We start from the raw sequence: 21,113 nt of genomic DNA, 5'->3' as shown, positions 1-21,113 counted from the left end.
GTCTGGCCTTCCCGCCTAGGCTTCGCCGAGCGACGCCCGCCACAGTGCGAGCAATTCCTGCTCGTCGAAAATGCGCTCCGGCGTGATCACGCGGTCGTCGGAGACGTAGTAGAAGACGGCGTCGATCAGTTCGGGATCGATGTCCTTCCAGCGCGCATAAGCGAGCCGGTAGAGCGCAAGCTGTAGTTGCTTGTCCTCGAGGTCCTTCGCGGTCTTCGGGGCCTTTCCTGTCTTCCAGTCGACGACCTGGTAGCGCTCGCCGTCGAAGTACACGGCGTCGATCTTGCACACGAAGATCTGCCCGTCGAGGATGAGGTGGATCTCCCGCTCCACCTCCACCGGGGCACGCATCGCCCACGGGGAACGCTCGAAGATGGCCTTGAGTCGGGCGAATTCGGTGTCGTCGACGGCGATCGTGTCGCCATCGACCTCGGTCGACAGCGCGTCCAGTTCCTCGAAACCTCCACCGGATTCGCCGTAGCGCTGCTCCACCCAGCCGTGAAACAGGGTGCCGAGCCGGGTCGCCCGGTACGGCCGTTCCGGCATCGGACGGCGCAGCGATGCGGCGACCGCGGCGGGGTCGGTGACGAAGTCCTTGAACCTGGATGCGGGAACGCGGGTCGGCACGGCCACGACTTCGGCGCCATTCAGCCGTGCGGCGCGCTCGGCCAGCAGCAGCTCGAGTTCGGCGCCCCAGCGCCCCGTCGCCTGCGGGTCGGCGGCGCGCACGGCCTCCGCCGCTTCCTCGACACGCGACCGGCGCGAGCCGAGCGGATCGAGCGGCCACGACATCATCTCGCCCTGGTCGCCCAGCGGGTTGTCGTCGAACTCGCTCGCCTCCGGCAGCGCGTCGATGACCCCCGCGGCCTCAAGTTCCCGCAGGAAGGAGCTGGGACGGCGCGGCTTGGTCTGGGTCGCCCAGAACGACGCCGTCAGCAGCAGCGAGTGCCGGGCCCGCGTAACGGCCACGTAGGCGAGACGTCGCTCCTCCAACTCGTGGCGGTGCGAGACGAGTTCGCCGAATTCGGCTTTGGACTCGAGCACGTCCTTGCGGGACTCGGCGAGCTCCCACAGGAATTCGGGCAGCTCTGCGGCGTCTCCCCGGAACGGCCACGGCAGGGAGCCAAACGACAGCCATCCACCGGATCCCTCGAGGGGCTTGCCGGGTAGCTCGTCCTCGACCAGTCGTGGCACCGCGACGAGATCCCACTCGAGCCCCTTCGACCCGTGGATCGTCAGCAGCTGCACGGTGCCTGCCTCGGCCTTTTCGGGTCGCGGAGCCAGGCCGTCGCGCCACTCCGCCTCCTTCAACCACCCGAGGAAACCCCCGAGCGTCGAGCTGTCGTCAACGGCGATGAAGCTGCCGAGGGCATCGAAGAACGCCTCCCGGTTGGCGCCCCCGAGGGCGCGAAAGTCGTTGGCGACGACCTCGATGTCGAGCATGAGTTCCTGCTCCACGACGGTGATGAAGTCGAGAAGGTCGAGGCCGGAGCGCTGGCGCAGGCGGGCGAAGGTCTTGCCCGCATCCCGCAGGCGGGTCAGTCCCAGCTCGCTGAATTTCTCCAGCTGGCTGTGCCCGTCGCGGGCGGTGGCGACGAAGTCGAGAGCGTCGACGATCGACCCGCCCTCTCCATCGGCGACGGATGACCGGAGCTGGTCCTTCACGTCGTCCTCGTACGGCTTCTGGGCATAGTCGCGGTCCCGCAGCCATGAGGCGACACGGTGCAGGGCGTGCAGGTCGCGCACGCCGATGCGCCAGCGTGATCCGGCGAGCAGGCGGATGAGCTCGCTGCCGGCGGTCGGGTCGTTGAGCACCCGCAGCGCGCTCACGAGGTCGGCGATCTCGGGTTCGGCCATCAGCCCTCCGACACCCAGCACGTGGAAGGGAATCTGGTGCTTGCGCAGGGCCGCAATGAACCACGGCTGGCTCTTGCGCGCGCGGAACAGCAACGCCGCTGTGGGCGGCAGGCCGGTCTTCGGGTCGAGCGGGGCGAGGTGTTGCTTGAGCCAGCGCGCCGTGGCATCCGCTTCGTCCTCGACGGTCTCGGCGACGAGCACGTCCACCGGCAGGTCACTGGCGATGGGGCCGGCGTCGAGCCGTTCCACGCGCACCCGGGTTTCGGGGATGAGCGGTTCGACGAGGGCATTGGCGACCGAGAGGATGCGGTGGCCGTTGCGCCAGCTCGTGGTGAGGTTGAAGTTCTCGACGCGCCCGTTGCCGAACTGGGTGGCGAAGCCCTCGAGGTTGGCGGCGCTGGCACCACGCCAGCCGTAGATCGACTGGTTGGGGTCGCCGACGGCCATGACGGGCTGGCCGGCGAACAGCTCCGACAGCAGCCAGGTCTGCACGACGCTCGTGTCCTGGTACTCGTCGAGCAGCACGACCCGATGGCGGGCACGAAGTTCTTCGCCGACGCGGGGAACCTTGCGCACGATCTCCAGCGCGAGCGCCACCTGGTCGGAGTACTCGACGAAACCACGGCTCGCCTTTGCCGCGGAGAACTGCAGGGCGAGGTCGAGAAGGGGGTCGAGGCTGCTCACCGTGCGGGCCAGATCGGCGACCGCGGCGTATTCACCGCGACCGCCCGGCGGCAGGTCAGCGAGCACACCGAAGCGCGCGGCCATGGCCCGCACTTCCTCGGCGTCGGCGAGATTCTCGGTGACCGCGTGGCTGAGGTTCAGCACGGCCTTGGTGATCGTGTCGACACTCTTGTCGAGCGTGGCGAGCCGTTCATCGTGGCTGGAGACGACGATCGAGCGGGCGAGCTGCCACGCGGACGCCTCCCCCAGCACGTCACCGTCGCTCTCGCGCCCGAGCAGGATGGCGTGGTCGCGGTAGATAGTGTTGGAGAACGAGTTGTAGGTGGCGACGATGGGCGCGTCGAACGCGTCGTAGTCCCCCGGCACGAGCCCCGCGTCGGCGAGCTGATCGATGCGATCGCGGATGCGTTGCGCGAGTTCCCCCGCCGCCTTGCGCGTGAAGGTGAGCCCGAGGATCTCGCCGGCGCGCACGTGCCCATTGGCCAGAAGCCACAGCACGCGGTTGGCCATGGTCTCGGTCTTGCCGCTGCCGGCTCCCGCGACCACGAGGGCGGGCGTCAGGGGCGCCTCGATGACAGCACGCTGCTGTTCGGTCGGGCGGAACATACCGAGCGCGTCGGCGATGTCGTTCGCACCCACGGCAAGACGGATGCCCGGGGCATCCGCCATCGACACGTCTGTGAGATCAGTCACTGGACACCGCCCTCACCCGGTGGATCGCGAGGTCGGTCGGCCCCTGCGCTCCCCACGTACTCAGTTCGACGGCACCCTCGAAAGCCGCGGCGGCCATGCCGATGGCTGCCTGGCGGATGCGCGTGCGGAATCCCTCGAGTTGCTCCTCGTCGAGCGCAGCCTGGTGTCCCTCGCGGTACAACTTGCCCTTGACGCCCTTCTTGACGAACAACAGCTTCGCCCCGCCCGGGGTGTGGGGGCCGAACTCGTCGAGGAATTCGTCGAGCACCCCCTGCGCGTAGGCGAGCTGGTAGGCGCCGAGTTGCGGATGCTCCGCGAGGTCGTCTGCACGCGTGATCGGGCTACCGGTCTTCAGGTCAACGATCGACACCGAGCCATCCGCCGACCGTTCGATACGGTCGATCGACCCGTTGACCGTGGCGCGCCCGATCTCGAGCACGAAGCGGCGCTCGGCGGCGGCGAGGGTCTTGCCCTCGCGCCGGAAGTCGTTCAGGTATTCGGCGATGCCCGCGGCGAGCGCCCGCGCCGAACGTTTCTGGCTCTCGGCGAGCCACGGAGACTCGAAGAGCAGCTCATTCCAGCGCGACTCGACGGCCGTCCAGATGGCGTCAATGCTGGGATCGGTCGCGGTCTCCATCGCCCAATGCAGGATCGTGCCAAGCCCCATGGCGTTGGACGACGTGGACCCGGCGATGGTCTCGACGAACCAGTCGAGCGGGGACTCCTCGAACCGCTTGAGTCGCGAGGGCGACACGGGAATGGTCTCGTCGTCGAGGTAGAGCGGCTCGGTGGTCGACGGGTCGAGCATGCCGTGCCACTCGGCGGGGTCGGCTCCGGGAACGCTGGCGCCGGCCAGCTGCGCCAGCGCGGAGGCGGCAGCGGAGCGGTCGGACGACGAGCGGCCCTGCTGCACCAGCTCGCGGCGCAGGCGCCCGGTGAGTCCGCGCAGCGACAGCGGCGGAAGAGAGGACGTGTCGATGATGGGGGTGTCGACCGGCGCGAGCGACAGGAACGGGCTCGGCGCTTCGTCTTCGTTGGCGACAGCGGAGAGGATGACCCGGCCGCGCGATCGGGAGACCGCGAGTGCGAACATCCGCAGCTCATCGCCCAGCACGAGCCGCCGCTCGTCGAGCGTGGCCGTGGCAACGCCGGTCACGGCGCGCACGAGATCCTGCGGCCCGAGCAGCGACCCGCGCAGGCGGAGGTTCGGCCACGCGCCATCCTGCACGCTGGCCACCACCACGACGTCGAACTCGAGGCCGACGATGCCGGACGGAGTTGTGACGAGCAGCGCGTCGTCGTTGGGCTGCGGCGCGAGGGTGTCTTCCGGCACCTCCGCGTCGAGGACGTTCTCGAGGAACACCTCCGGTGCTCCTCCGGGGTCGCGCTCGACGTAGCGCTTGGCCGCCGTGAACAGCGCGAGGATGCCGTCGAGGTTGGCATTGGCTTCGGCCGCCGATATGCCAGCGCTCAGCGCCTGGTCGAACCAGAGGGGAGCCAGTCCGCTGCGCTCCCAGGCGAGCCAGAACAGCTCCTCGATCGTGCCCGAGTTCGCGTGAGCCTCCCGCAGCGCGGCGAAGGTCGCGGCCAGGCGATCGGCGTTGCGACCGACCCGGTGGTCGATGGTGGCGAACCGGCCGGGCGAACCGAGCGCCTCGACGAGCAGCTCGTCGCTCGAGCGGTTGTTGCCGCCCGCCAGCTCCTCCGCGCGCAGGGCGAGACGGAGGCGGCGCAGCGCGAGACGGTCGAGACCCCCGAAGGGACCAACCAACAACTCCGCGGCCAAGTGCGGCGTGAGCGGAGTGCGTCCGATACCGACGTCGACGAGGGTGAGCAGGGCTCGCGCCGCCCGGTCGTCCCGAAGCGCCGTGCCTCCGACAGTGGTGCGCGCGGGCACCTCGGCGAGCGCGAGCGCCCGACGGATCGCGGCAATCTGCGCGCCGCTGCGCACGACGACCGCCATGGTGTTCCAGGCGACACCCCGCACGAGGTGCAGTTCGCGCAGCTGCCGGGCGACGGCGGACCACTGGCGGCCGGGCGACGCGGCAAGGATCTTGACGATGGGGGTTTCGGCATCGGCGGCACCCGCGACGGCGGCCCGCTGCGCTCCCGCGGCCGCCGTGCCGATGCGCTCGGTGACGGCGGAGGTCAGGGCGCGCAGTGCCGGTCCCTGCCGGTGCGAGGTGCCGAGGGTGAGGGTCTGCAACCCGTCGACACCCAGCTGCGTTGCGAGACGACCGAGCGCGTCGGGCTCGCCACCGCGGAATGCGTTTGCCGCGACATCCGGATCCCCAAACGCGACGATCGCGACGCCGCGACGCGCGAGTGCCCGCAGGATGGACAAGGTCGACTCGGTGGCCTCCTGCAGGTCGTCGATGACGACGAGCCGCAACCGCTCGACGCGCTCCCCCGGCTGGGTGGACGCGATAGCGGATGCCGCGAACCGCGCAAGCTCGGTCGAGTCGAGCTGGCTCTCACGGAAGCTGCCGAGGATCTCGAGGTATTCCTCGATGAAGTCGCCGGCAGCCGCCCACTCCGGCCGGCCGTGCGTGAGGGCGAGCACCCGCAGACGCTGCGGCGAGACGTCATATTCCGTCGCGCGCATCATGAGCTCCCGCAACTCGGTACGGAAACCGCGCAGGCGACGCACGTCGGGGCCGAGCATGTCGGGCCATTCCGGACCGCCGCCCTCCTCGGCGTGGCCCTCGAGAAGCTGGGCGATGTCGCTATCCTGCTCACCTCCAGTGACCAGTCGCGGGGGTTGGGCACCGGCGGCCCGCGCGGCCGTGCCGACGATCTCGTAGGCAAGGGAGTTGACGGTGCGGGCGAGCGGCCCGTTCGTGGCGATGCCGAGCCGCAGGGCAAGCGCGTCCCGAAGCCGGGTCGCCGACGCGCGGCTCGGGGTGAGCGCGATCACCTCGTCGGGCTGCCACCCGAGGCGCAGCACGCGGTCGGCGACGAGTTCGATCAGTGTCGTGGTCTTGCCGGTGCCCGGGGCACCCAGGATTGCCGCGGACGCGTCGGCCGGAAGGGCGAGTACCGCGGCCTGGGTAACGTCGAGCGAGAGGGGCGTCGACACCGGGTCATCCGACCCTCGTCTCTCAAACCCACGGATGCTCACGTACGCCAAAGTAACCGAGGCCGCCGACATCTCCGGGCACGCGCGGCCGGTGTTGCCCGAGCCCGCAGTTCCGCCGCAGGCGAACGACGCCGAGTGGCCCTGACGAACTGTCGTAATCTTTAGCCGTGGACATTCGAATCGGCATTGCAAACAGCCCCCGTGAAATCAACTTCGAGACCTCGCAGACCGCTGCGGACATCGAGAAGGTGATTGCGGACACGCTGGCTTCTGACAGCAAGTTCATCAAGCTCAGCGACAACAAGGGAAAGATCTACATCGTTCCCGTCGCGTCCTTCTCCTACATCGAGATCGGCTCGGAGATCTCGCGCCGCGTCGGCTTCATCGCCTAATCATGGAACTGCTGTTCTCGACCATCATCGGTGCCATCATCGGCCTCGCCGTGCGCTACATCGTCAAGGGGCACCGCTCCTACGGCGTTGTGCTGCTGCCGGCGATCGCCGCGGCGGTCACCTCGGTGGTCTGGGTCGCGCTCCTCTGGGCCGGCTGGACGTTCGACGGCGGATGGATCTGGCTCGTCAGCTTCGTCGTGGCCGCGGCCGTCTCGCTGATCGTCGCCATCCAGTTGCCGAAGCACCGCGCCGTCGCGGACGAAGCACTGATGCAGAAGATCGCCCGCGCCGCGTAAGCAGCATTCGCGTTCGACTCGGTCCCGGTACCACCCGCTCGCGGGTGTGCCGGGATCGATCGCGTTAACGCGGCACTTACGCCGTGAGGCCGAGGGCGTCCATGCGGCGGGTGTGCGAGGCGATCAGTTCGGTGAAGACCGGCTCGATGCGCGCTTCGTCCGAGTCGCGATTGTCGGATGACACGAGCGCACTGCGCGCGACAAGCATGGTGTCTCCCACCAGCCGCCGGCCCCACATGGCAAGGCGAGAGGACAGGCGCGGGTTGGCCGCGATGGCCGAGAGCAGCTCGGCGCCGAGCAGCTTTTCACCGGACGGGGACTCGTAGACCGCGGCCACGTGCTTCGCCGTCTCGGCGGGAAGCCCCGCGGACAGGCGCAGGAAGAAGTCATCCAGGAAGCCGGCGGTGACGTAGCAGCTGGCGACAGTCTCGTACCAGTCGGAACCCTGGGTCATGCGCTGGAAGCGGTCGATGGCAACCCGGTTCGGCTCCATGACCTCGGCGGGAGTCATCCCGAGTCGCACTATCTCGGCGGTGAGACCATGGTGTTTGGCGAGGGACAGCGATGCCGCCTGGCTGATTGTTGCCTTCGCCTCGGTGGTCGGGGCCGTGGCGACGGCGCGGCTGAGGTTTTCGAACAGCGTCAGCTGGAGGTAGGCGGCGCGTCCCAGAAACGAGGTCGTGTCGGGGGTTAATTCCGCCAGATCGACCTTGGTGGCCGTTCCCGAGTTGCGTTGACGCAGACGGGGAGCTTCAATGCGCGCGCCCTTGCGCCAGAACCAGTTGACCACGCAGCAAGTGTAGGCGGGATGCGCGGGCCCGCGCGCTACGGCCTGCCGATCGGCCTGTCACAGGCGAGAACTCAGGCCCACCGGCTAAACTGTGGGTCAATGCCCCCCAATCTGGCGGGGGCCCTACGCCCCAGGACAAAGCGGGCGTACCTCGAGGATCCATTCCTCTTACGCGAACAGGGCTTCAATACTCGTGAACTTCTCAGAACTCAATATCGACCAGGACATGGTCGACGCACTCGCGACCAAGGGCATTCTTGAGCCCTTCCCCATTCAGGAGCAGACCATCCCCATGGGTCTGAACGGCCAGGACATCATCGGCCAGGCCAAGACCGGTACCGGCAAGACCCTCGGCTTCGGCCTCCCCCTGCTGCAGGAGCTGGGACTCAACCCCGAGCCCGGTGTGCAGGCCCTCGTGGTCGTCCCGACCCGCGAACTGTGCGTGCAGGTTGCCGAAGACCTCACGCTCGCCGCATTCAACCGTGCGACAAAGGTCGTCGCCATCTACGGCGGCAAGGCATACGAGGGACAGGTCGCTGACCTGAAGGATGGCGCACAGGTCGTCGTCGGAACCCCCGGCCGTCTCCTCGACCTCGCCAGCCAGCGCATGCTGAGCCTGAAGAACGTCAAGGTCATGGTTCTCGATGAGGCCGACAAGATGCTCGACCTCGGATTCCTCGCGGACATCGAGAAGCTCTTCGCGCAGACCCCGCCGACCCGCCACACCATGCTCTTCTCCGCCACGATGCCCGGCCCGATCGTCGCGCTCGCGCGTCGTTTCATGAACAAGCCGATCCACATCCGCGCGACGGACCCCAACGAGGGCCTCACGCAGGCGAACATCAAGCACGTGGTCTACCGCGCGCACAGCCTGGACAAGGACGAGGTCATCTCGCGCATCCTCCAGGCCGAGGGCCGCGGCAAGACCGTCGTCTTCACCCGCACCAAGCGCGCCGCCGCCAAGCTCGTCGAGGAACTCAACGACCGCGGCTTCAACGCCGCCGCCGTGCACGGTGACCTCAACCAGGAGCAGCGCGAGCGCGCCATGGCAGCGTTCAAGGCGGGTAAGAAGGACATCCTCATTGCAACGGATGTCGCGGCCCGCGGTATCGACGTCAACGACGTCACCCACGTGATCAACCACACGATCCCGGACGACCACGACACCTACCTGCACCGCGCCGGACGTACCGGCCGCGCGGGCAAGACCGGCATCGCGGTCACGTTCGTGGACTGGGACGACATGCACAAGTGGTCGCTCATCAACAAGGCGCTCGAGATGGGCATCCCGGAGCCCATGGAGACGTACTCGTCGTCACCGCACCTCTTCACCGACCTCGACATTCCCGCCGGTTCCAAGGGACGCCTGAAGCCGACATCCATTCTCCCCAAGACCGTCGAAAACGCGGGCCGTCCGCCGCGCGATGGCTCACGTCCTCCCCGCGAACGTCGCGAGGGTGACGCCGCCAGCCGTCCGCCGCGCGAACGTCGCGAGGGTGACCGCAACCGCACGCGCACCCGTGGCGCCAGTGGCGAGGCCGGTGCGTCCGTCGAGGCCGGCACCGTTCAGGCCACAGGCACCGAGGCTCACGAGCAGAAGCTCGAGGGCGCCGGCACACACGATGGAGCGGCTCCCGCCCGTCGTCGCAGCCGTCGTCGTCGCCCGTCCGGCGGAGCGCCCACGCCTCCGCCCGCCGCGTAACACGCACTAACTAACGGGTCCCGGTTCGCCGGGGCCCGTTTGTGCGTTCGCTAGCCGTAGAAGGGTGCGGAACCGGTTCCGGCGGCGATGAGATCGGCCAGGACCGCGGGCGAGGTGGAGTTCTCCGCCAGGCGGTTGGGCTTGCCCTCGCCGTGGTAGTCACTCGATCCGGTGACACGCAGCCCGAACTTCTCGGCCAGCTCGTAGAGACGCACCTTGCCATCTTCGGTGTTGTCGCGGTGGTGGATCTCGAGGCCGAACAGCCCCGCGTCCACGAGCTCGGCGATCGTGTCTTCGTCGATGACGCGGTAGCGCCCGAATGTCGCGGGATGCGCGAGCACCGGTACTCCCCCGGCCGCGACGATCATCCGCACGCCATCGATGGGAGCCGGCGCGTAGTACTTCTCGTAGTAGCCGCTGCGCCAGTGCAGGATGCTCTCGAACGCGGCACTGCGATCGGTCACGTACCCACGCACCACCAGCGCGTCGGCGATGTGCGGGCGGCCGATGGTGCCGCCGTCCACGGACTGGGCGAGCACCTCTTCCCAGGTCAGGTCGTAATCGGCCTGGATGCGTTCGACGATCCGCTCCGCCCGGTGCAGGCGGCCATCGCGGATGCGGGCCGTCTCAGCAATGATCGTCGGATCGAGCGGGTCGAACAGGTAGGCGAGCATGTGCACACTCGCGGGGCCGTAGTTCGTGCTGAGTTCCATCCCCGGAATGACCGTAAGACCGGTACCGGATGCCTCGGCAAACGCCTCGTCCCAGCCGGCCGTCGAATCGTGGTCGGTCAGGGCAACGGCAGACAATCCGGCGGCGACGGCGGCGTCCACCAGCTCTGCGGGAGTTTCGGTGCCGTCCGACACACTGCTGTGAGTATGCAGGTCGATGGGACCGGTGTCAGACATCCTGCAATCGTATTGGTCTAGGCTCGCTGAGCCATGATCCGACGTGTACTCACAGCCGTAATTCTCGTCGTTGTGGCGGTGATCCTCCTTGTGATCGCCTGGCCACAGCTGTTCCACGCCGAATGGTTGCCCCTGATCGTGCAGGTCGTCTCGCTTCGGGCGGTCTGCGTCGCCATCGCGATCGCCCTGCTCGTGCTGCTGGCGGTGGTGGCAGCGGTGTTCCGCAGATCGCGCCGGTTCGTGTCATCCGTCGCCATTCTCATCGTTGTCTTTTGCGTCATCAGCCTCGCGGTGCTGTCGACCCGGGGATTCGGTGGCGAGACCTTCGCGGCCAAGACTCCGACCGACCTCACGGTGGTGTCGTGGAACACGCTGGGTGACGCGCCCGGAGCTGGGGCAATCGCCACGCTCGCCCTGGCCGAGAAGGCCGACATCATCACCCTCCCGGAGACCTCCCGGGCGATGGGCGTCGAGGTCGCGACCCTCATGGGTAAGGGAGGCCGCCCGATGTGGGCATACACCAACTCGTTCGACGAGATCTCTAAGTCACGATCGACGACGCTGCTGATCAGCGCGGCACTCGGCACCTACACGGTGCAGGAGGACCGCGGCAACACCTCGGTGCTCCCGACCGTCATCGCGACCCCCGACAGTGGAGCTGGGCCGACCATCATCGCCGTGCATCCCGTCGCGCCGCAGCTGGCCGAGCTGAGCCACTGGCGGTCGGACCTCACCTGGCTCGCGAGCCAGTGTGACGGGGCCAACACGATCATGGCGGGCGACTTCAACTCGACGGTCGACCACTACGGCAGGCTGACGTCGGGTGCAGGAAAGAACTTCGGGCAGTGCGCGGACGGTGCGGTTGCGATGAAGTCCGCGGCGATCGGCACCTGGCCGACGAAGCTGCCTCCGCTTCTCGGCACGCCCATCGACCATGTGATGGCGACGAAGAACTGGACATTCACCGGCATGCGAGTCGTGCAGAACCTCGACGACTCGGGAAGCGACCACCGCCCGATCGTCGCGCAGCTCTCCCTCACCGGGTAATTGCTGGCCGTCACCCACACGGGGCGTTCGCACGACGGGAGCGAAAGGACGACAATTGGTGCATGGCTGAATCCAAGGCGCCACGCGCAACCTCCAACCGCTCAACGACCCCCGGGTCGGACACGTTCAGGGACTTCATCTCGTCCGGGTGGGCGGATCGGCCGGCCGACACGCAAGTACCCCGCGAGCAGACGATCTTCGCCTCCGCGCGCCGCGCGACCCTCTCGGCCATGTACCCGGGCAAGCGCCTGATCATTCCGGCCGGCGCGGCAAAGGTGCGCTCCAACGACACCGACTACGCCTACCGTGCGCACACGGCCTTCGCCCACCTCACCGGGTGGGGCAGCGACGCCGTGGCGAACAGCGTTCTCGTCATGGAGCCCGCAGCCGACGGTCACGTCAGCACCCTCTACTTCCGCGAAGCGGCCGGACGCGACTCCGACGAGTTCTACGCGAACCCGGAGATCGGCGAGTTCTGGACGGGCCCGCGCCCGTCGCTGGCCCACGTCGCCGTCGACCTGGGCCTCGAGACGAGCAATCTCGCCGGATTCGCCGCCGTGCTCGACGCCATCGACGCCACCACCCTCGTGGTGCGCGACGCCGACCGTGAAATCACCGACACCATCGACGGACGCCGCCTGCTCGCCGCCGAGACCGGATCGCTGGATGCCACGACGGGAGCCGAGCGCGACGATGACGAGATCCTCGCCCGCGACGTATCCGAGCTTCGTCTGGTCAAGGACGGATACGAAATCGAACAGATGCGCCGTGCGGTCGCCGCCACGAAGCAGGGCTTCGACGACGTCATCACCGACCTTCCGCAGATCATCGCGCACAGCCGCGGAGAGCGCCTCGTCGAGGGCACGTTCAACCGTCGCGCCCGCGCCGAGGGCAATGCCGTCGGGTATGACACGATCGCCGCGAGTGGTCCTCACGCCTGCATCCTGCACTGGACCCGCAACGACGGCCCCGTCGTGCCGGGTGACCTGATCCTCATGGACGCCGGCATCGAGCTCGACAGCCTGTACACCGCCGACATCACGCGCACCCTGCCGATCAGCGGCACCTTCACGGACGTGCAGCGTCGCGTGTATGAGGCTGTGCTTGAGGCAGCGGATGCCGCGTTCGCGATCGTGCGCCCCGGAATCCGGTTCCGCGAGATCCACGCCGAGGCCATGCGCATCATCGCCGAGAAGACCGCCGAATGGGGATTCCTTCCGGTATCGGCCGAGGAGTCGCTGCAGCCGGACGCGCAGTACCACCGCCGCTACATGGTGCACGGGACATCCCACCACCTGGGCCTCGACGTACACGACTGTGCCCAAGCCCGCCGCGAGATGTACCTCGACCGCGTGCTCGAGCCCGGCATGGTGTTCACGATCGAGCCCGGCCTGTACTTCCAGCCCGATGACCTGACGGTTCCCGAGGAATACCGCGGGATCGGCGTGCGGATCGAGGACGACATCGTCGTGACCGAGTCGGGCGCCGAGAACCTGTCCATCACCATCCCGCGCACGGCGGACGACGTCGAGGCGTGGCTCGCCGCCAGGTAGTACCCGAGGGGTAGCCGCGGGAGACCGCGGCTACTTCTCCTCCGGCTCCGGGCGGGAGAGCAGTTCCTGCGCGCGACCCAGCTGCTCGGGCGCGATGATGATCTGGTAGTTCGAGGCAAGCACCTGGTGCGTTGACGTGAAGTCACGCCGGCGGCGGTTGATGGCGTACGTCACGATCCCGAAGAGCATTCCGAACCCGGCACCGATGAGGATCGCGGCGGCCACAAAGCCGAACTGCGGCGTCGGGGACACGATCAGCAGCAGCAACCCGATGAACAGTCCGAACCACGCTCCACTGGCCGCTCCAGCCCCGGCGGTGCGACCGTAGGTCAGCTTGCCGGTAACCCGCTCAACAGTTTTCAGATCGTTGCCGAGAATCGACAGCTGTTTGACGTCGAAGTCGGCTTTGGCCAATTTGTCAACGATCTGCTGGGCTTCGAGGTAGGTCTCGTAGGTTCCCAGGGCGTCTCCGCGCGGAATTGACGGGCGTTCCGGAGGGCGGCGCGAGAGCGGGCTCATGTTGGTCACAATTTGATTGTCCCACGCGCGACTACGCTGGTACTTGTGAGCGCTGCGAGAGTATTCGTCGCCCGTCTTGTCGGGTGCTCCGTTTTCGACCCCGCGGGCGACAAAGTGGGCAAAGCCCGCGACGTTGTCGTCGTCTACCGCAACAACGATTCGCCCCGCGTCGTCGGGCTCGTGGTCGAGGTTCCGGGCAAGCGGCGCGTGTTCCTCGGGATCGGCCGCGTCACCAGCGTCGGTTCCGGCCAGATCATCACGACCGGTGTCATCAACCTGCGCCGCTTCGAGCAGCGCGGTGGTGAGGTGCGCGTTGTCGCCGAGATGCTCGGCCGCAAGGTGTCCCTGCGCGACAGGTCCGGCGAAGCCACCATCGAAGACGTCGCGATCGAAGAGACCGAGCCCGGCGAGTGGGAAGTCAGCCAGCTCTTCTGCCGCCGCCCCAAGACCACTCCCTCGCCCTTCGGCAAGGGCCAGTCCGTGTTCGTCCGCTGGTCCGATGTCATCGAGAAGACCGTCGTCGGCGAATCGCAGTCGGCGACCCAGCTGATCGCCAGCTACTCCGACCTGCTCCCCGCCGACCTCGCCAACGCCATGCTCGACCTTCCCGGGCAGCGCATGCTCGAAGTTGCCGAAGAGCTTCCCGATGACCGCCTGGCAGACGTGCTCGAGGAAATGCCGGAGAACGACCAGGTCGACATTCTTAACCAGCTGGATGACTCGCGCGCGGCCGACGTGCTCGACCAGATGCAGCCCGATGACGCGGCCGACCTCATCGCGCAGTTCAGCGTCGAGCGGGGCGAGGCGCTCCTCGAACTGATGGAGCCCGAGGAGGCCGACGACGTTCGGTTCCTGCTCTCCTACGCGCCCGACACCGCCGGTGGGCTCATGACGACGGAACCGATCATCGTCTCCGCCGACACCACTGTCGCCGAGGGCCTCGCCCTCATCCGCCGCCACGAACTCGCGCCCGCCCTCGGCGCCGCGATCTGCGTGACGCTTCCGCCGTACGAGCCGCCCACCGGGCGCTTCCTAGGCATGGTGCACTTCCAGCGGATGCTGCGCTACCCGCCGAACGAACGTCTCGGCACCCTGATCGACCAGACGCACGAACCCGTGATGGGGCACACCAGTGCCGCAGAGGTCGCGCGCATCCTGGCCAGCTACAACCTCGTTTCGGTTCCCGTCGTGGACGAGAACCGCCGACTGGTCGGGGTGGTGACCATTGACGACGTCCTCGACTTCCTCCTGCCTGACGACTGGCGAAGTACCGATAACGAGAGCAGCAGCTCTCAACAATTCACCGATACATCGACCGCTACGATTCCCGTGAAGATAAGGAGGACAGGCAATGGCACGCGGTAACCGCCAAGAAGTTCGTCTGGATTCTCCCAAGGGCATGCGCGCCAAGCTCGTTCGGCGCGGGGACGGCGACCGGTTCGGCCGCTTCACCGAGTGGGTTGCCCGCGCCATGGGCACCCCCCGGTTCCTCCTCGGCCTCTCCCTCTTTGCCGGGGTATGGATCGCGTACACCGCGATGGCACCCGTGCCGTGGTGGCACTTCGACTCGGCCTCCAACGGATTCACGGTCCTCACCCTCATCCTCTCGCTGCAGGCGTCCTACGCCGCTCCCCTGATCCTGCTTGCGCAGAATCGACAGGATGACCGCGACCGGGTGCAGATCGAGCAGGACCGCCAGCGCGCCGAGCGCAACCTCAACGACACCGAGTACCTCGCCCGCGAGGTTGTCTCGCTGCGCCTCGCGGTCAAGGATCTCGCCAGCAAGGACTTCATCCGCGCCGAGTTGCGCTCGCTGCTCGAAGAGCTCGACCGCGACAAGAGCGAGCAGTCCGACAAGGGCTCGAAGGCTCCCAAGCGCGACAAACCCGCCCGCGCCGTGGTCGCCGAGCGCGCCCGCAACGGTGGCAATACCCTGGGTGCGACCAGTGCGGCGGCACAGCCGGTGGGTCCGGATGCCACGACCGCGTCGCCCCTCGTCGCCGAAACGGATCCCGCGGCAGGGTGAACGCCAACAGCACGCCGACACCCACGGAATCGCTCGTGCTCGGTGCCCTCTCCCGCGTCATGGACCCGGAGATCCGCAAACCCATCACCGAGCTCGACATGGTGGGCGACATCTCCGTTGTCGACGGAGCCGCTTCCGTCACGGTAAAGCTGACGATCGTGGGATGCCCCGCGGCAACCACCATCGAGCGTGACGTGTACTCCGCGACATCCGCTGTCCCGGGTGTCGAATCGACCCACGTAAACGTCACGGTCATGACCCGCGAGGAACGCGAGGCGCTGACCGCGAAGCTGCGCGGCGGGCGGGCGAAGACCCTGCAGTTCGGCCCGGACTCGCTCACCCGCATCTATGCCATCACCAGCGGCAAGGGCGGGGTCGGCAAGTCCACCGTCACCGCCAACCTCGCCGTCGCCCTCGCCGCGACGGGCCTGCGCGTCGGCGTCGTGGACGCGGACGTCTTCGGCTTCTCGATCCCCGGGCTGCTGGGACTCGCGGGCGCCAAGCCGACCCAGGTCAACGACATGATCCTGCCGCCGGTCGCGCACGACGTGAAGGTCATCTCCATTGGCATGTTTGTGGATGGCTCGACCGCCGTGTCCTGGCGCGGGCCCATGCTGCACCGCACCATCCAGCAGTTCCTCACCGACGTGTACTTCGGCGACCTCGACATTCTCCTGCTCGACCTGCCGCCCGGCACCGGCGACGTCGCCATCTCCATCGGACAGCTGCTGCCGCAGGCGGAGGTGCTGGTCGTCACCACCCCGCAGCCGGCGGCCGCGGACGTTGCCGAGCGCAGTGGCCTCGTTGCCCGGCAGACGGGGCAGAAGGTCATCGGTGTCATCGAGAACATGGCAGGTCTCGCGCAGCCCGATGGCAGCATCCTCGAGCTGTTCGGCAGCGGCGGCGGCATCGACACCGCTGCCCGCCTGTCGACGCCGGAGGAGACGGTTCCCCTGCTCGTCTCGATCCCCCTGAGCGTGCCGCTGCGCGCCGGGGGCGACACGGGCGCCCCGATTGTGCTCACTGACCCGGATGACCCGGCCGCCGCCGCGATCATCTCTGTGGCGCGCGATCTCGCAGCACGCGGACGTGGGCTCGCGGGCCGAAAGCTCGGCTTCTCGGTCACCTGACCGACGCTTCACGTTTTCCGCCTTAACGACAAAGAGACCGCCACGGTGTGGGGGTCTCAGTGAGGGCGCGGGGCGTGCTGCTGCCGCGGGGTGGGCGTACGCCCTGCGCGACTAGAAGTTGCGCGTGGGGATGCGGTGGTATCCGTCGTTGCCGACAGCGACGAGGGCTGCAACGGTGGCTGCAACGCCGGCGATGGCGAGGACGGTGAGTGCGACGATCATGGTGTTCTCCTTGTTAAGTTCATGATCATTTCACTCCTCTTTATTGGTAAGCACAATCACATCTTTCTTGGGTAACTATGTAGAGTTGCTACATGGACGTGAGGCGACTTGAACTGCTCCGCGAGCTGGCCGAACGCGGAAGTGTAACGGCGGTGGCGAAGGCCACAAACCGCACCGCATCAGCGGTTTCACAGCAGCTGAAGGTGCTCGAGCGCGAGGCGGGAATCGCGCTCACCGAACGGTCGGGCCGGGGCATCCAGCTCACCGGCGCAGGACGCGTGCTCGCCCAGACGGCCACCGACGTGGCCGTGGCACTGGAGCGTGCAGAGGCTCTCTGGGACGACTTCAAACAGGCACCCCGCGGCGAGGTCACCCTCACCACTTTCCCCACCGGCGGGCAGATGCTGCTGCCGGGGCTGCTGAGCGCGATCGCCGACGTTCCCGGCCTCACGCTCACCTGCACCGACCAGGATCCCCTGCTGCCACCGGACCTCACTCCCGACTTCGCCGACCTCACCCCCGACTTCGACATCGTGTTGGCCGACTCCCCCGGCATCCTCCCCTCGTGGCGGGAGCGTGGCCTCGCCGTGGTCCCCCTCATGCGCGAGCCCCTCGATGTGGCCCTGCCGGAGGGACATCCGCTCGGCGACAAGGCCACGCTCTCGCCGAAGGACCTCGTCGACGAACTTTGGGTCGGTGCGCCGGTCGGCTTCCCCTACGACCGCATCCTGCGGCAGATCCAGACGATTAACGGCGTTCCCGCCCGCGTCGGACAGCGCTTCCTCGACAACGGCATCGTCGAGGCCGTGGTCGCCGCCGGGCACGGTATCGCGATTCTTCCGCGCTTCACCACCCGCGACCACGAGAACGGCCTGATCACGCGCCCACTCACCGGTGTGCGCGCGGTGCGCCAGATCTCCGCGCTCATGCGGCCGGACCGCGCCGAACGTCCGTCTGTACGGCTGGTGGTCGAGGCACTCCGCGCCGAGGCCGCCCGCCTGCAGAAGGCCTACGAGGCGCTGCAGGCCTGAGCCACCAGCCAAGGCCCGCGATCACGCCCACGTCAGACGCGCACTGCCACCAGCACCAGACCGTGGCCGTGCGGACCTCCACCCGGTAGCGTGTGCCCATGACCGGCTCCCCGCTCGGCCGCAATGATGCGGCACTTCTCGTCCGTGATCTTCGCGCGTCCGGCACCACATCGGTGCCCGTGCTCGCTCCCTTCACCGGGGAGGTGCTGCACAACCTGCCCCTGAGCAGTGCGAGGGATGTGACGGATGCCACGGCCGCCGCACGCTCCGCCCAGCGGGACTGGCGTCGCTCGGGGCCCGCCGCACGCCGGGCCGTACTCCTCCGTGCCCATGACCGGCTCCTCGCCGGCCGTGAACGGGTGCTGGACGCCCTGCAGACGGAAACGGGCAAGACCCGCGGGCAAGCCTTCGAGGAGGTCTTCCAGGGCGCGTCGGTCACGAGGTACTACGCGGTGTCCGCGACATCCGTTCTCCGCACCCATTCCCGGCGCGCGGGCATCCCGCTCGTCGTGCGCACGCGGGTGGGGTTCCGCCCCAAGGGAGTGGTCGGCGTGATCACCCCGTGGAATTACCCCGTCAGTCTCGCCCTCATGGACATCGTGCCGGCGCTGGCGGCGGGCAACGCGGTGGTGCAGAAAGCCGACAACCAGGGTGCTCTGAGCATTCTGGCCGCGCGCAGGGCATTCATCGACGCGGGGTTGCCGCCCGACCTCTGGGCCGTGGTCGCGGGCGACGGTGACGAGATCGGGAACGCGGTGGTGGATGCCACGGACTACGTGTGCTTCACGGGATCCACCGCCACCGGCACCCGCGTTGCGGAGCGTGCCGCGTCCAGCCTCACCGGCGTCTCCCTCGAACTCGGCGGAAAGAACCCGCTTCTCGTGCTGGATGACGTGAACCCGGCGTCCGCCGCCGCCAACGCGGTCTACTCGTGCTTCTCCTCGATGGGGCAGCTCTGCGTATCGATCGAGCGCATCTACGTGCAGCGGGCCGTCGCCGACGCCTTCATCGGAGCGTTCGTCGAGCGGGTCGGGGCCCTGAAAGCCGGACCGGCGTTTGACTGGACGACGGATGTCGGTTCCCTCACGTCTGCCGCCCAGCTGGCGCGCGTCCAGTCCCACGTCGACGACGCGGTCGCGAAGGGCGCGCGCGTTCTCGTCGGCGGCCGGGCACGTCCGGACCTCGGCCCGTTCTTCTTCGAGCCGACGGTGCTCACCGACGTGACCGCCGACATGGAGTGCTTCGCCCACGAAACCTTCGGCCCCGTCGTGGTGATCACGGTCGTCGACACGGAACAGCAGGCGGTACTGGCGGCCAACTCCTCGGAGTTCGGGCTCAATGCCTCGGTGTTCACCGGCTCGGTCGCCCGCGGACGCCGCGTCGCCGACCGCATCGACGCCGGCAGCGTCAACATCAACGAGGGATACCGCGCCACCTTCTCGAGCGTTGACGCCCCGATGGGTGGGATGAAGAAGTCGGGACTCGGCCGGCGCAACGGGCCGGAGGGTCTGCTGCGCTTCGTGGAGTCGCGCACGGTGGCGAGTTCAACCGGGCTGCTGACCCTCCCGCGCACCGGCCCCGAGTTCGCGCGGATGAGCGGCATCATGGTCGCGCTGCTCGTAGCGCTGCGCCTCGCGCGCCGCCGCTGACGCCCCGCGTACCCGCCCACGCCACCGCGTAATCCTAGATGCGGAATACCGGCCGCAATTCGCCCACATGAGGAGAAACTGTCGCCGCGTGGCCGGAAGTTCCGAATGTGGCGAAATCGGGCAGCTAGGTTGCTTCGGAGTCCCAGGGCGCGGGCTTGCCCTCACGCTTGAACCGCTGGCTTTGCGCGTACGCGCCCTCGGGCGCCGGCACGGCAGACACGGGTTTGACGACGGGAGCGGCCGTATCCGGGTCATCCAGCAGGGCCTCGCGGATGATCCGTCGCGGGTCATACTGGCGCGGATCGAGCTTCTTCCAGTCGACCTCGTCGAAGTCCGGTCCCATCTCTTCGCGCATGCGATCCTTGGCGCCGTTGGCCAGATCGCGCAGCGAGCGGACGAGACGGGAGAGCTGCGCCGCGTACTTCGGAAGGCGTTCGGGACCGACGACAAAGACCGCGATCACCCCGATCACGAGAAGCTTGTCGAACGTCAACCCAAACACTCGCTCAGAATAGCCGTTCCTGATGAGTCCTCGCCCTAGGCTGAAGGGCCAAGAGGAGTAATACGTGTCAGACAAAGATTTGAGCTGGAAGTTCGCCGAAGAGTTCGTTATCGAGAGCCCGGAGATCGTTCAGGCGCGCCAGCACTCGCTGGAGCAGGGCGTAGAGCCCATTTCCCCCGCCGTCGGTGCGCAGATGGCCGTCGTCGCCGCCGCCATGAACGCCCAGACGATCATCGAAATCGGAACGGGACTCGGGGTCAGTGGCCTGTGGTTGCTCACCGGCGCCCGTGAGGCCACTCTCACCACCATCGACATCGAGCTGGAGTACCAGCAGACGGCGCGTAAGGCGTTCGGCGATGCCGGCATTCCCGCCAATCGCACGCGGCTGATCACCGGCCGCGCACTCGAGGTTCTCCCCCGCATGAACGAGTCGAGCTACGACATAGTTTTCGTAGACGCCGACGCACACTCCGTCATCGAGTACGTCGAGCACGGGCTGCGCCTTGCCCGTCCGGGCGGATCGGTACTGGTCGCCCACGCGCTGTGGCGCGGACGCGTTGCCGACCCCGCACAGCGGGACGACACGGTCGCTGACTTCCGCACACTGCTGCGGGAGATCGCCGGTTCCAGCGCGGTGCTGAGCTCGCTGTCCCTGGCGGGCGACGGCCTTCTTCAGCTGACCAAGATCGCGGAGTAGTCGGGTCGCCGGGCTTCGGCCCGGCCACCTGCCGCACAATGCCCGTTAACCTCGTCATGCCCGGGGGGACGGGATGAATCCCGTTCCACCGAGCACGGTGTCATCTGGCGCGAAGCTAATGCTGCGCGCCGGACGAGGAGGCAGTTATGCCTGGACGACTCCGGCGAGTGCGTCGTGAAGTTCCTTGGCCTCGGCGTCGTTGACGGAGACGACCAGACGGCCACCACCCTCAAGCGGGACGCGCACGATAATGAGGCGACCTTCCTTGACAGCCTCCATTGGGCCGTCTCCGGTCCGCGGTTTCATGGCTGCCATGAGGGGTCCCCTTTCGTTTAG

17 protein-coding genes and 1 pseudogene are annotated in these 21,113 nt (G+C 67.8%); 11 read left to right on the top strand and 7 right to left on the bottom strand.

Translation table 11 applies throughout. The annotated features are described in order from the left end of the window. Window positions 1–15: 15 nt before the first annotated feature. Both HB677_RS01340 and HB677_RS01335 read right to left on the bottom strand, forming a co-directional pair. On the bottom strand, window positions 16–3,234 hold the full coding sequence (locus HB677_RS01340) for an ATP-dependent DNA helicase (RefSeq protein WP_307852431.1): 3,219 nt from the start codon (window positions 3,232–3,234) through the stop codon (window positions 16–18). Beyond that, a complete protein-coding gene (locus HB677_RS01335) occupies window positions 3,227–6,313 on the bottom strand; it encodes an ATP-dependent DNA helicase (protein WP_213813848.1) in 3,087 nt (1,028 codons plus the stop codon). The genes HB677_RS01340 and HB677_RS01335 overlap by 8 nt, the downstream gene beginning before the upstream one ends. A gap of 167 nt (window positions 6,314–6,480) precedes the next feature. On the opposite strand from HB677_RS01335, the gene HB677_RS01330 reads away from it, so the two are divergent. Continuing rightward, complete coding sequence (locus HB677_RS01330) at window positions 6,481–6,705, top strand: DUF3107 domain-containing protein (protein ID WP_213813847.1); 225 nt, start codon at window positions 6,481–6,483, stop codon at window positions 6,703–6,705. Between the two features lie 2 nt (window positions 6,706–6,707). Beyond that, the gene (locus HB677_RS01325) at window positions 6,708–7,001 is read left to right on the top strand and encodes a hypothetical protein (protein ID WP_213813846.1); all 294 of its coding nucleotides are present in this window, start codon (window positions 6,708–6,710) and stop codon (window positions 6,999–7,001) included. Between the two features lie 76 nt (window positions 7,002–7,077). Here HB677_RS01325 and HB677_RS01320 read toward each other — a convergent pair whose 3' ends face one another. Further along, window positions 7,078–7,791 carry a ferritin-like fold-containing protein gene (locus HB677_RS01320; RefSeq protein WP_213813845.1) on the bottom strand — a complete coding sequence of 238 codons (714 nt, stop codon included), beginning with the start codon at window positions 7,789–7,791 and terminating at the stop codon, window positions 7,078–7,080. 193 nt (window positions 7,792–7,984) lie between these two features. On the opposite strand from HB677_RS01320, the gene HB677_RS01315 reads away from it, so the two are divergent. Further along, window positions 7,985–9,493: a DEAD/DEAH box helicase gene (locus tag HB677_RS01315; RefSeq protein ID WP_213813844.1), complete on the top strand. Its 1,509-nt coding sequence runs from the start codon at window positions 7,985–7,987 to the stop codon at window positions 9,491–9,493. 50 nt (window positions 9,494–9,543) lie between these two features. Here the strand turns inward: HB677_RS01315 and HB677_RS01310 are convergent, their stop codons facing one another. Beyond that, window positions 9,544–10,401: a PHP domain-containing protein gene (locus HB677_RS01310; protein ID WP_213813843.1), complete on the bottom strand. Its 858-nt coding sequence runs from the start codon at window positions 10,399–10,401 to the stop codon at window positions 9,544–9,546. Window positions 10,402–10,434: 33 nt separating this feature from the next. Here HB677_RS01310 and HB677_RS01305 point away from each other — a divergent pair, with 33 nt between their 5' ends. Together HB677_RS01305 and HB677_RS01300 are read left to right on the top strand one after the other, a co-directional pair. Next, the gene (locus HB677_RS01305; protein WP_213813842.1) at window positions 10,435–11,448 is read left to right on the top strand and encodes an endonuclease/exonuclease/phosphatase family protein; all 1,014 of its coding nucleotides are present in this window, start codon (window positions 10,435–10,437) and stop codon (window positions 11,446–11,448) included. Between the two features lie 62 nt (window positions 11,449–11,510). Beyond that, window positions 11,511–13,001 (top strand): aminopeptidase P family protein, encoded by a 1,491-nt coding sequence (locus tag HB677_RS01300; protein WP_213813841.1) that lies wholly within the window; start codon window positions 11,511–11,513, stop codon window positions 12,999–13,001. A 30-nt stretch (window positions 13,002–13,031) separates the two neighbouring features. On the opposite strand, the gene HB677_RS01295 is transcribed toward HB677_RS01300, so the two are convergent. Then, window positions 13,032–13,520: a general stress protein gene (locus HB677_RS01295; protein WP_213814136.1), complete on the bottom strand. Its 489-nt coding sequence runs from the start codon at window positions 13,518–13,520 to the stop codon at window positions 13,032–13,034. 45 nt (window positions 13,521–13,565) lie between these two features. On the opposite strand from HB677_RS01295, the gene HB677_RS01290 reads away from it, so the two are divergent. From HB677_RS01290 to HB677_RS01270, 5 genes and pseudogenes are all read left to right on the top strand, one after another. After that, on the top strand, window positions 13,566–14,885 hold the full coding sequence (locus HB677_RS01290) for a magnesium transporter MgtE N-terminal domain-containing protein (RefSeq protein ID WP_213813840.1): 1,320 nt from the start codon (window positions 13,566–13,568) through the stop codon (window positions 14,883–14,885). Next, window positions 14,872–15,390: pseudogene (locus HB677_RS01285) on the top strand (DUF1003 domain-containing protein); the annotation flags it as partial. The gene HB677_RS01290 and the pseudogene HB677_RS01285, both read left to right, overlap by 14 nt. A 215-nt stretch (window positions 15,391–15,605) precedes the next feature. Next, window positions 15,606–16,676: a P-loop NTPase gene (locus HB677_RS01280; protein ID WP_213814135.1), complete on the top strand. Its 1,071-nt coding sequence runs from the start codon at window positions 15,606–15,608 to the stop codon at window positions 16,674–16,676. A gap of 314 nt (window positions 16,677–16,990) precedes the next feature. Beyond that, window positions 16,991–17,929: a LysR family transcriptional regulator gene (locus HB677_RS01275; RefSeq protein ID WP_213813838.1), complete on the top strand. Its 939-nt coding sequence runs from the start codon at window positions 16,991–16,993 to the stop codon at window positions 17,927–17,929. A 98-nt stretch (window positions 17,930–18,027) separates the two neighbouring features. Further along, complete coding sequence (locus HB677_RS01270) at window positions 18,028–19,578, top strand: succinic semialdehyde dehydrogenase (protein ID WP_213813837.1); 1,551 nt, start codon at window positions 18,028–18,030, stop codon at window positions 19,576–19,578. 124 nt (window positions 19,579–19,702) lie between these two features. On the opposite strand, the gene HB677_RS01265 is transcribed toward HB677_RS01270, so the two are convergent. Then, the gene (locus HB677_RS01265; protein WP_213813836.1) at window positions 19,703–20,080 is read right to left on the bottom strand and encodes a sec-independent translocase; all 378 of its coding nucleotides are present in this window, start codon (window positions 20,078–20,080) and stop codon (window positions 19,703–19,705) included. A 64-nt stretch (window positions 20,081–20,144) separates the two neighbouring features. On the opposite strand from HB677_RS01265, the gene HB677_RS01260 reads away from it, so the two are divergent. Further along, the gene (locus HB677_RS01260) at window positions 20,145–20,777 is read left to right on the top strand and encodes a class I SAM-dependent methyltransferase (protein ID WP_213813835.1); all 633 of its coding nucleotides are present in this window, start codon (window positions 20,145–20,147) and stop codon (window positions 20,775–20,777) included. 144 nt (window positions 20,778–20,921) lie between these two features. On the opposite strand, the gene HB677_RS01255 is transcribed toward HB677_RS01260, so the two are convergent. Next, window positions 20,922–21,092, bottom strand: coding sequence for a DUF3117 domain-containing protein (locus HB677_RS01255; protein WP_100363868.1), 171 nt, complete (start codon window positions 21,090–21,092; stop codon window positions 20,922–20,924). Between the last annotated feature and the right edge of the window lie 21 nt (window positions 21,093–21,113).

Origin of the sequence: Glaciihabitans sp. dw_435 (genome assembly GCF_018449675.1) — a bacterium.
GTDB lineage: Bacteria > Actinomycetota > Actinomycetes > Actinomycetales > Microbacteriaceae > Glaciihabitans.
Note: the sequence above shows the minus strand (reverse complement) of the source record. Positions and strands in the feature narration are given on the sequence as shown.

Bases quoted from the DNA above. Each gene is read 5' to 3' on its own strand.
- HB677_RS01310 (WP_213813843.1), bottom strand. From the start codon at position 10,401: ATGTCTGACACCGGTCCCATCGACCTGCATACTCACAGCAGTGTGTCG.
- HB677_RS01280 (WP_213814135.1), top strand. From the start codon at position 15,606: ATGGACCCGGAGATCCGCAAACCCATCACCGAGCTCGACATGGTGGGC.
- HB677_RS01295 (WP_213814136.1), bottom strand. From the start codon at position 13,520: ATGAGCCCGCTCTCGCGCCGCCCTCCGGAACGCCCGTCAATTCCGCGC.
- HB677_RS01300 (WP_213813841.1), top strand. From the start codon at position 11,511: ATGGCTGAATCCAAGGCGCCACGCGCAACCTCCAACCGCTCAACGACC.
- HB677_RS01275 (WP_213813838.1), top strand. From the start codon at position 16,991: ATGGACGTGAGGCGACTTGAACTGCTCCGCGAGCTGGCCGAACGCGGA.
- HB677_RS01305 (WP_213813842.1), top strand. From the start codon at position 10,435: ATGATCCGACGTGTACTCACAGCCGTAATTCTCGTCGTTGTGGCGGTG.
- HB677_RS01255 (WP_100363868.1), bottom strand. From the start codon at position 21,092: ATGGCAGCCATGAAACCGCGGACCGGAGACGGCCCAATGGAGGCTGTC.
- HB677_RS01270 (WP_213813837.1), top strand. From the start codon at position 18,028: ATGACCGGCTCCCCGCTCGGCCGCAATGATGCGGCACTTCTCGTCCGT.
- HB677_RS01325 (WP_213813846.1), top strand. From the start codon at position 6,708: ATGGAACTGCTGTTCTCGACCATCATCGGTGCCATCATCGGCCTCGCC.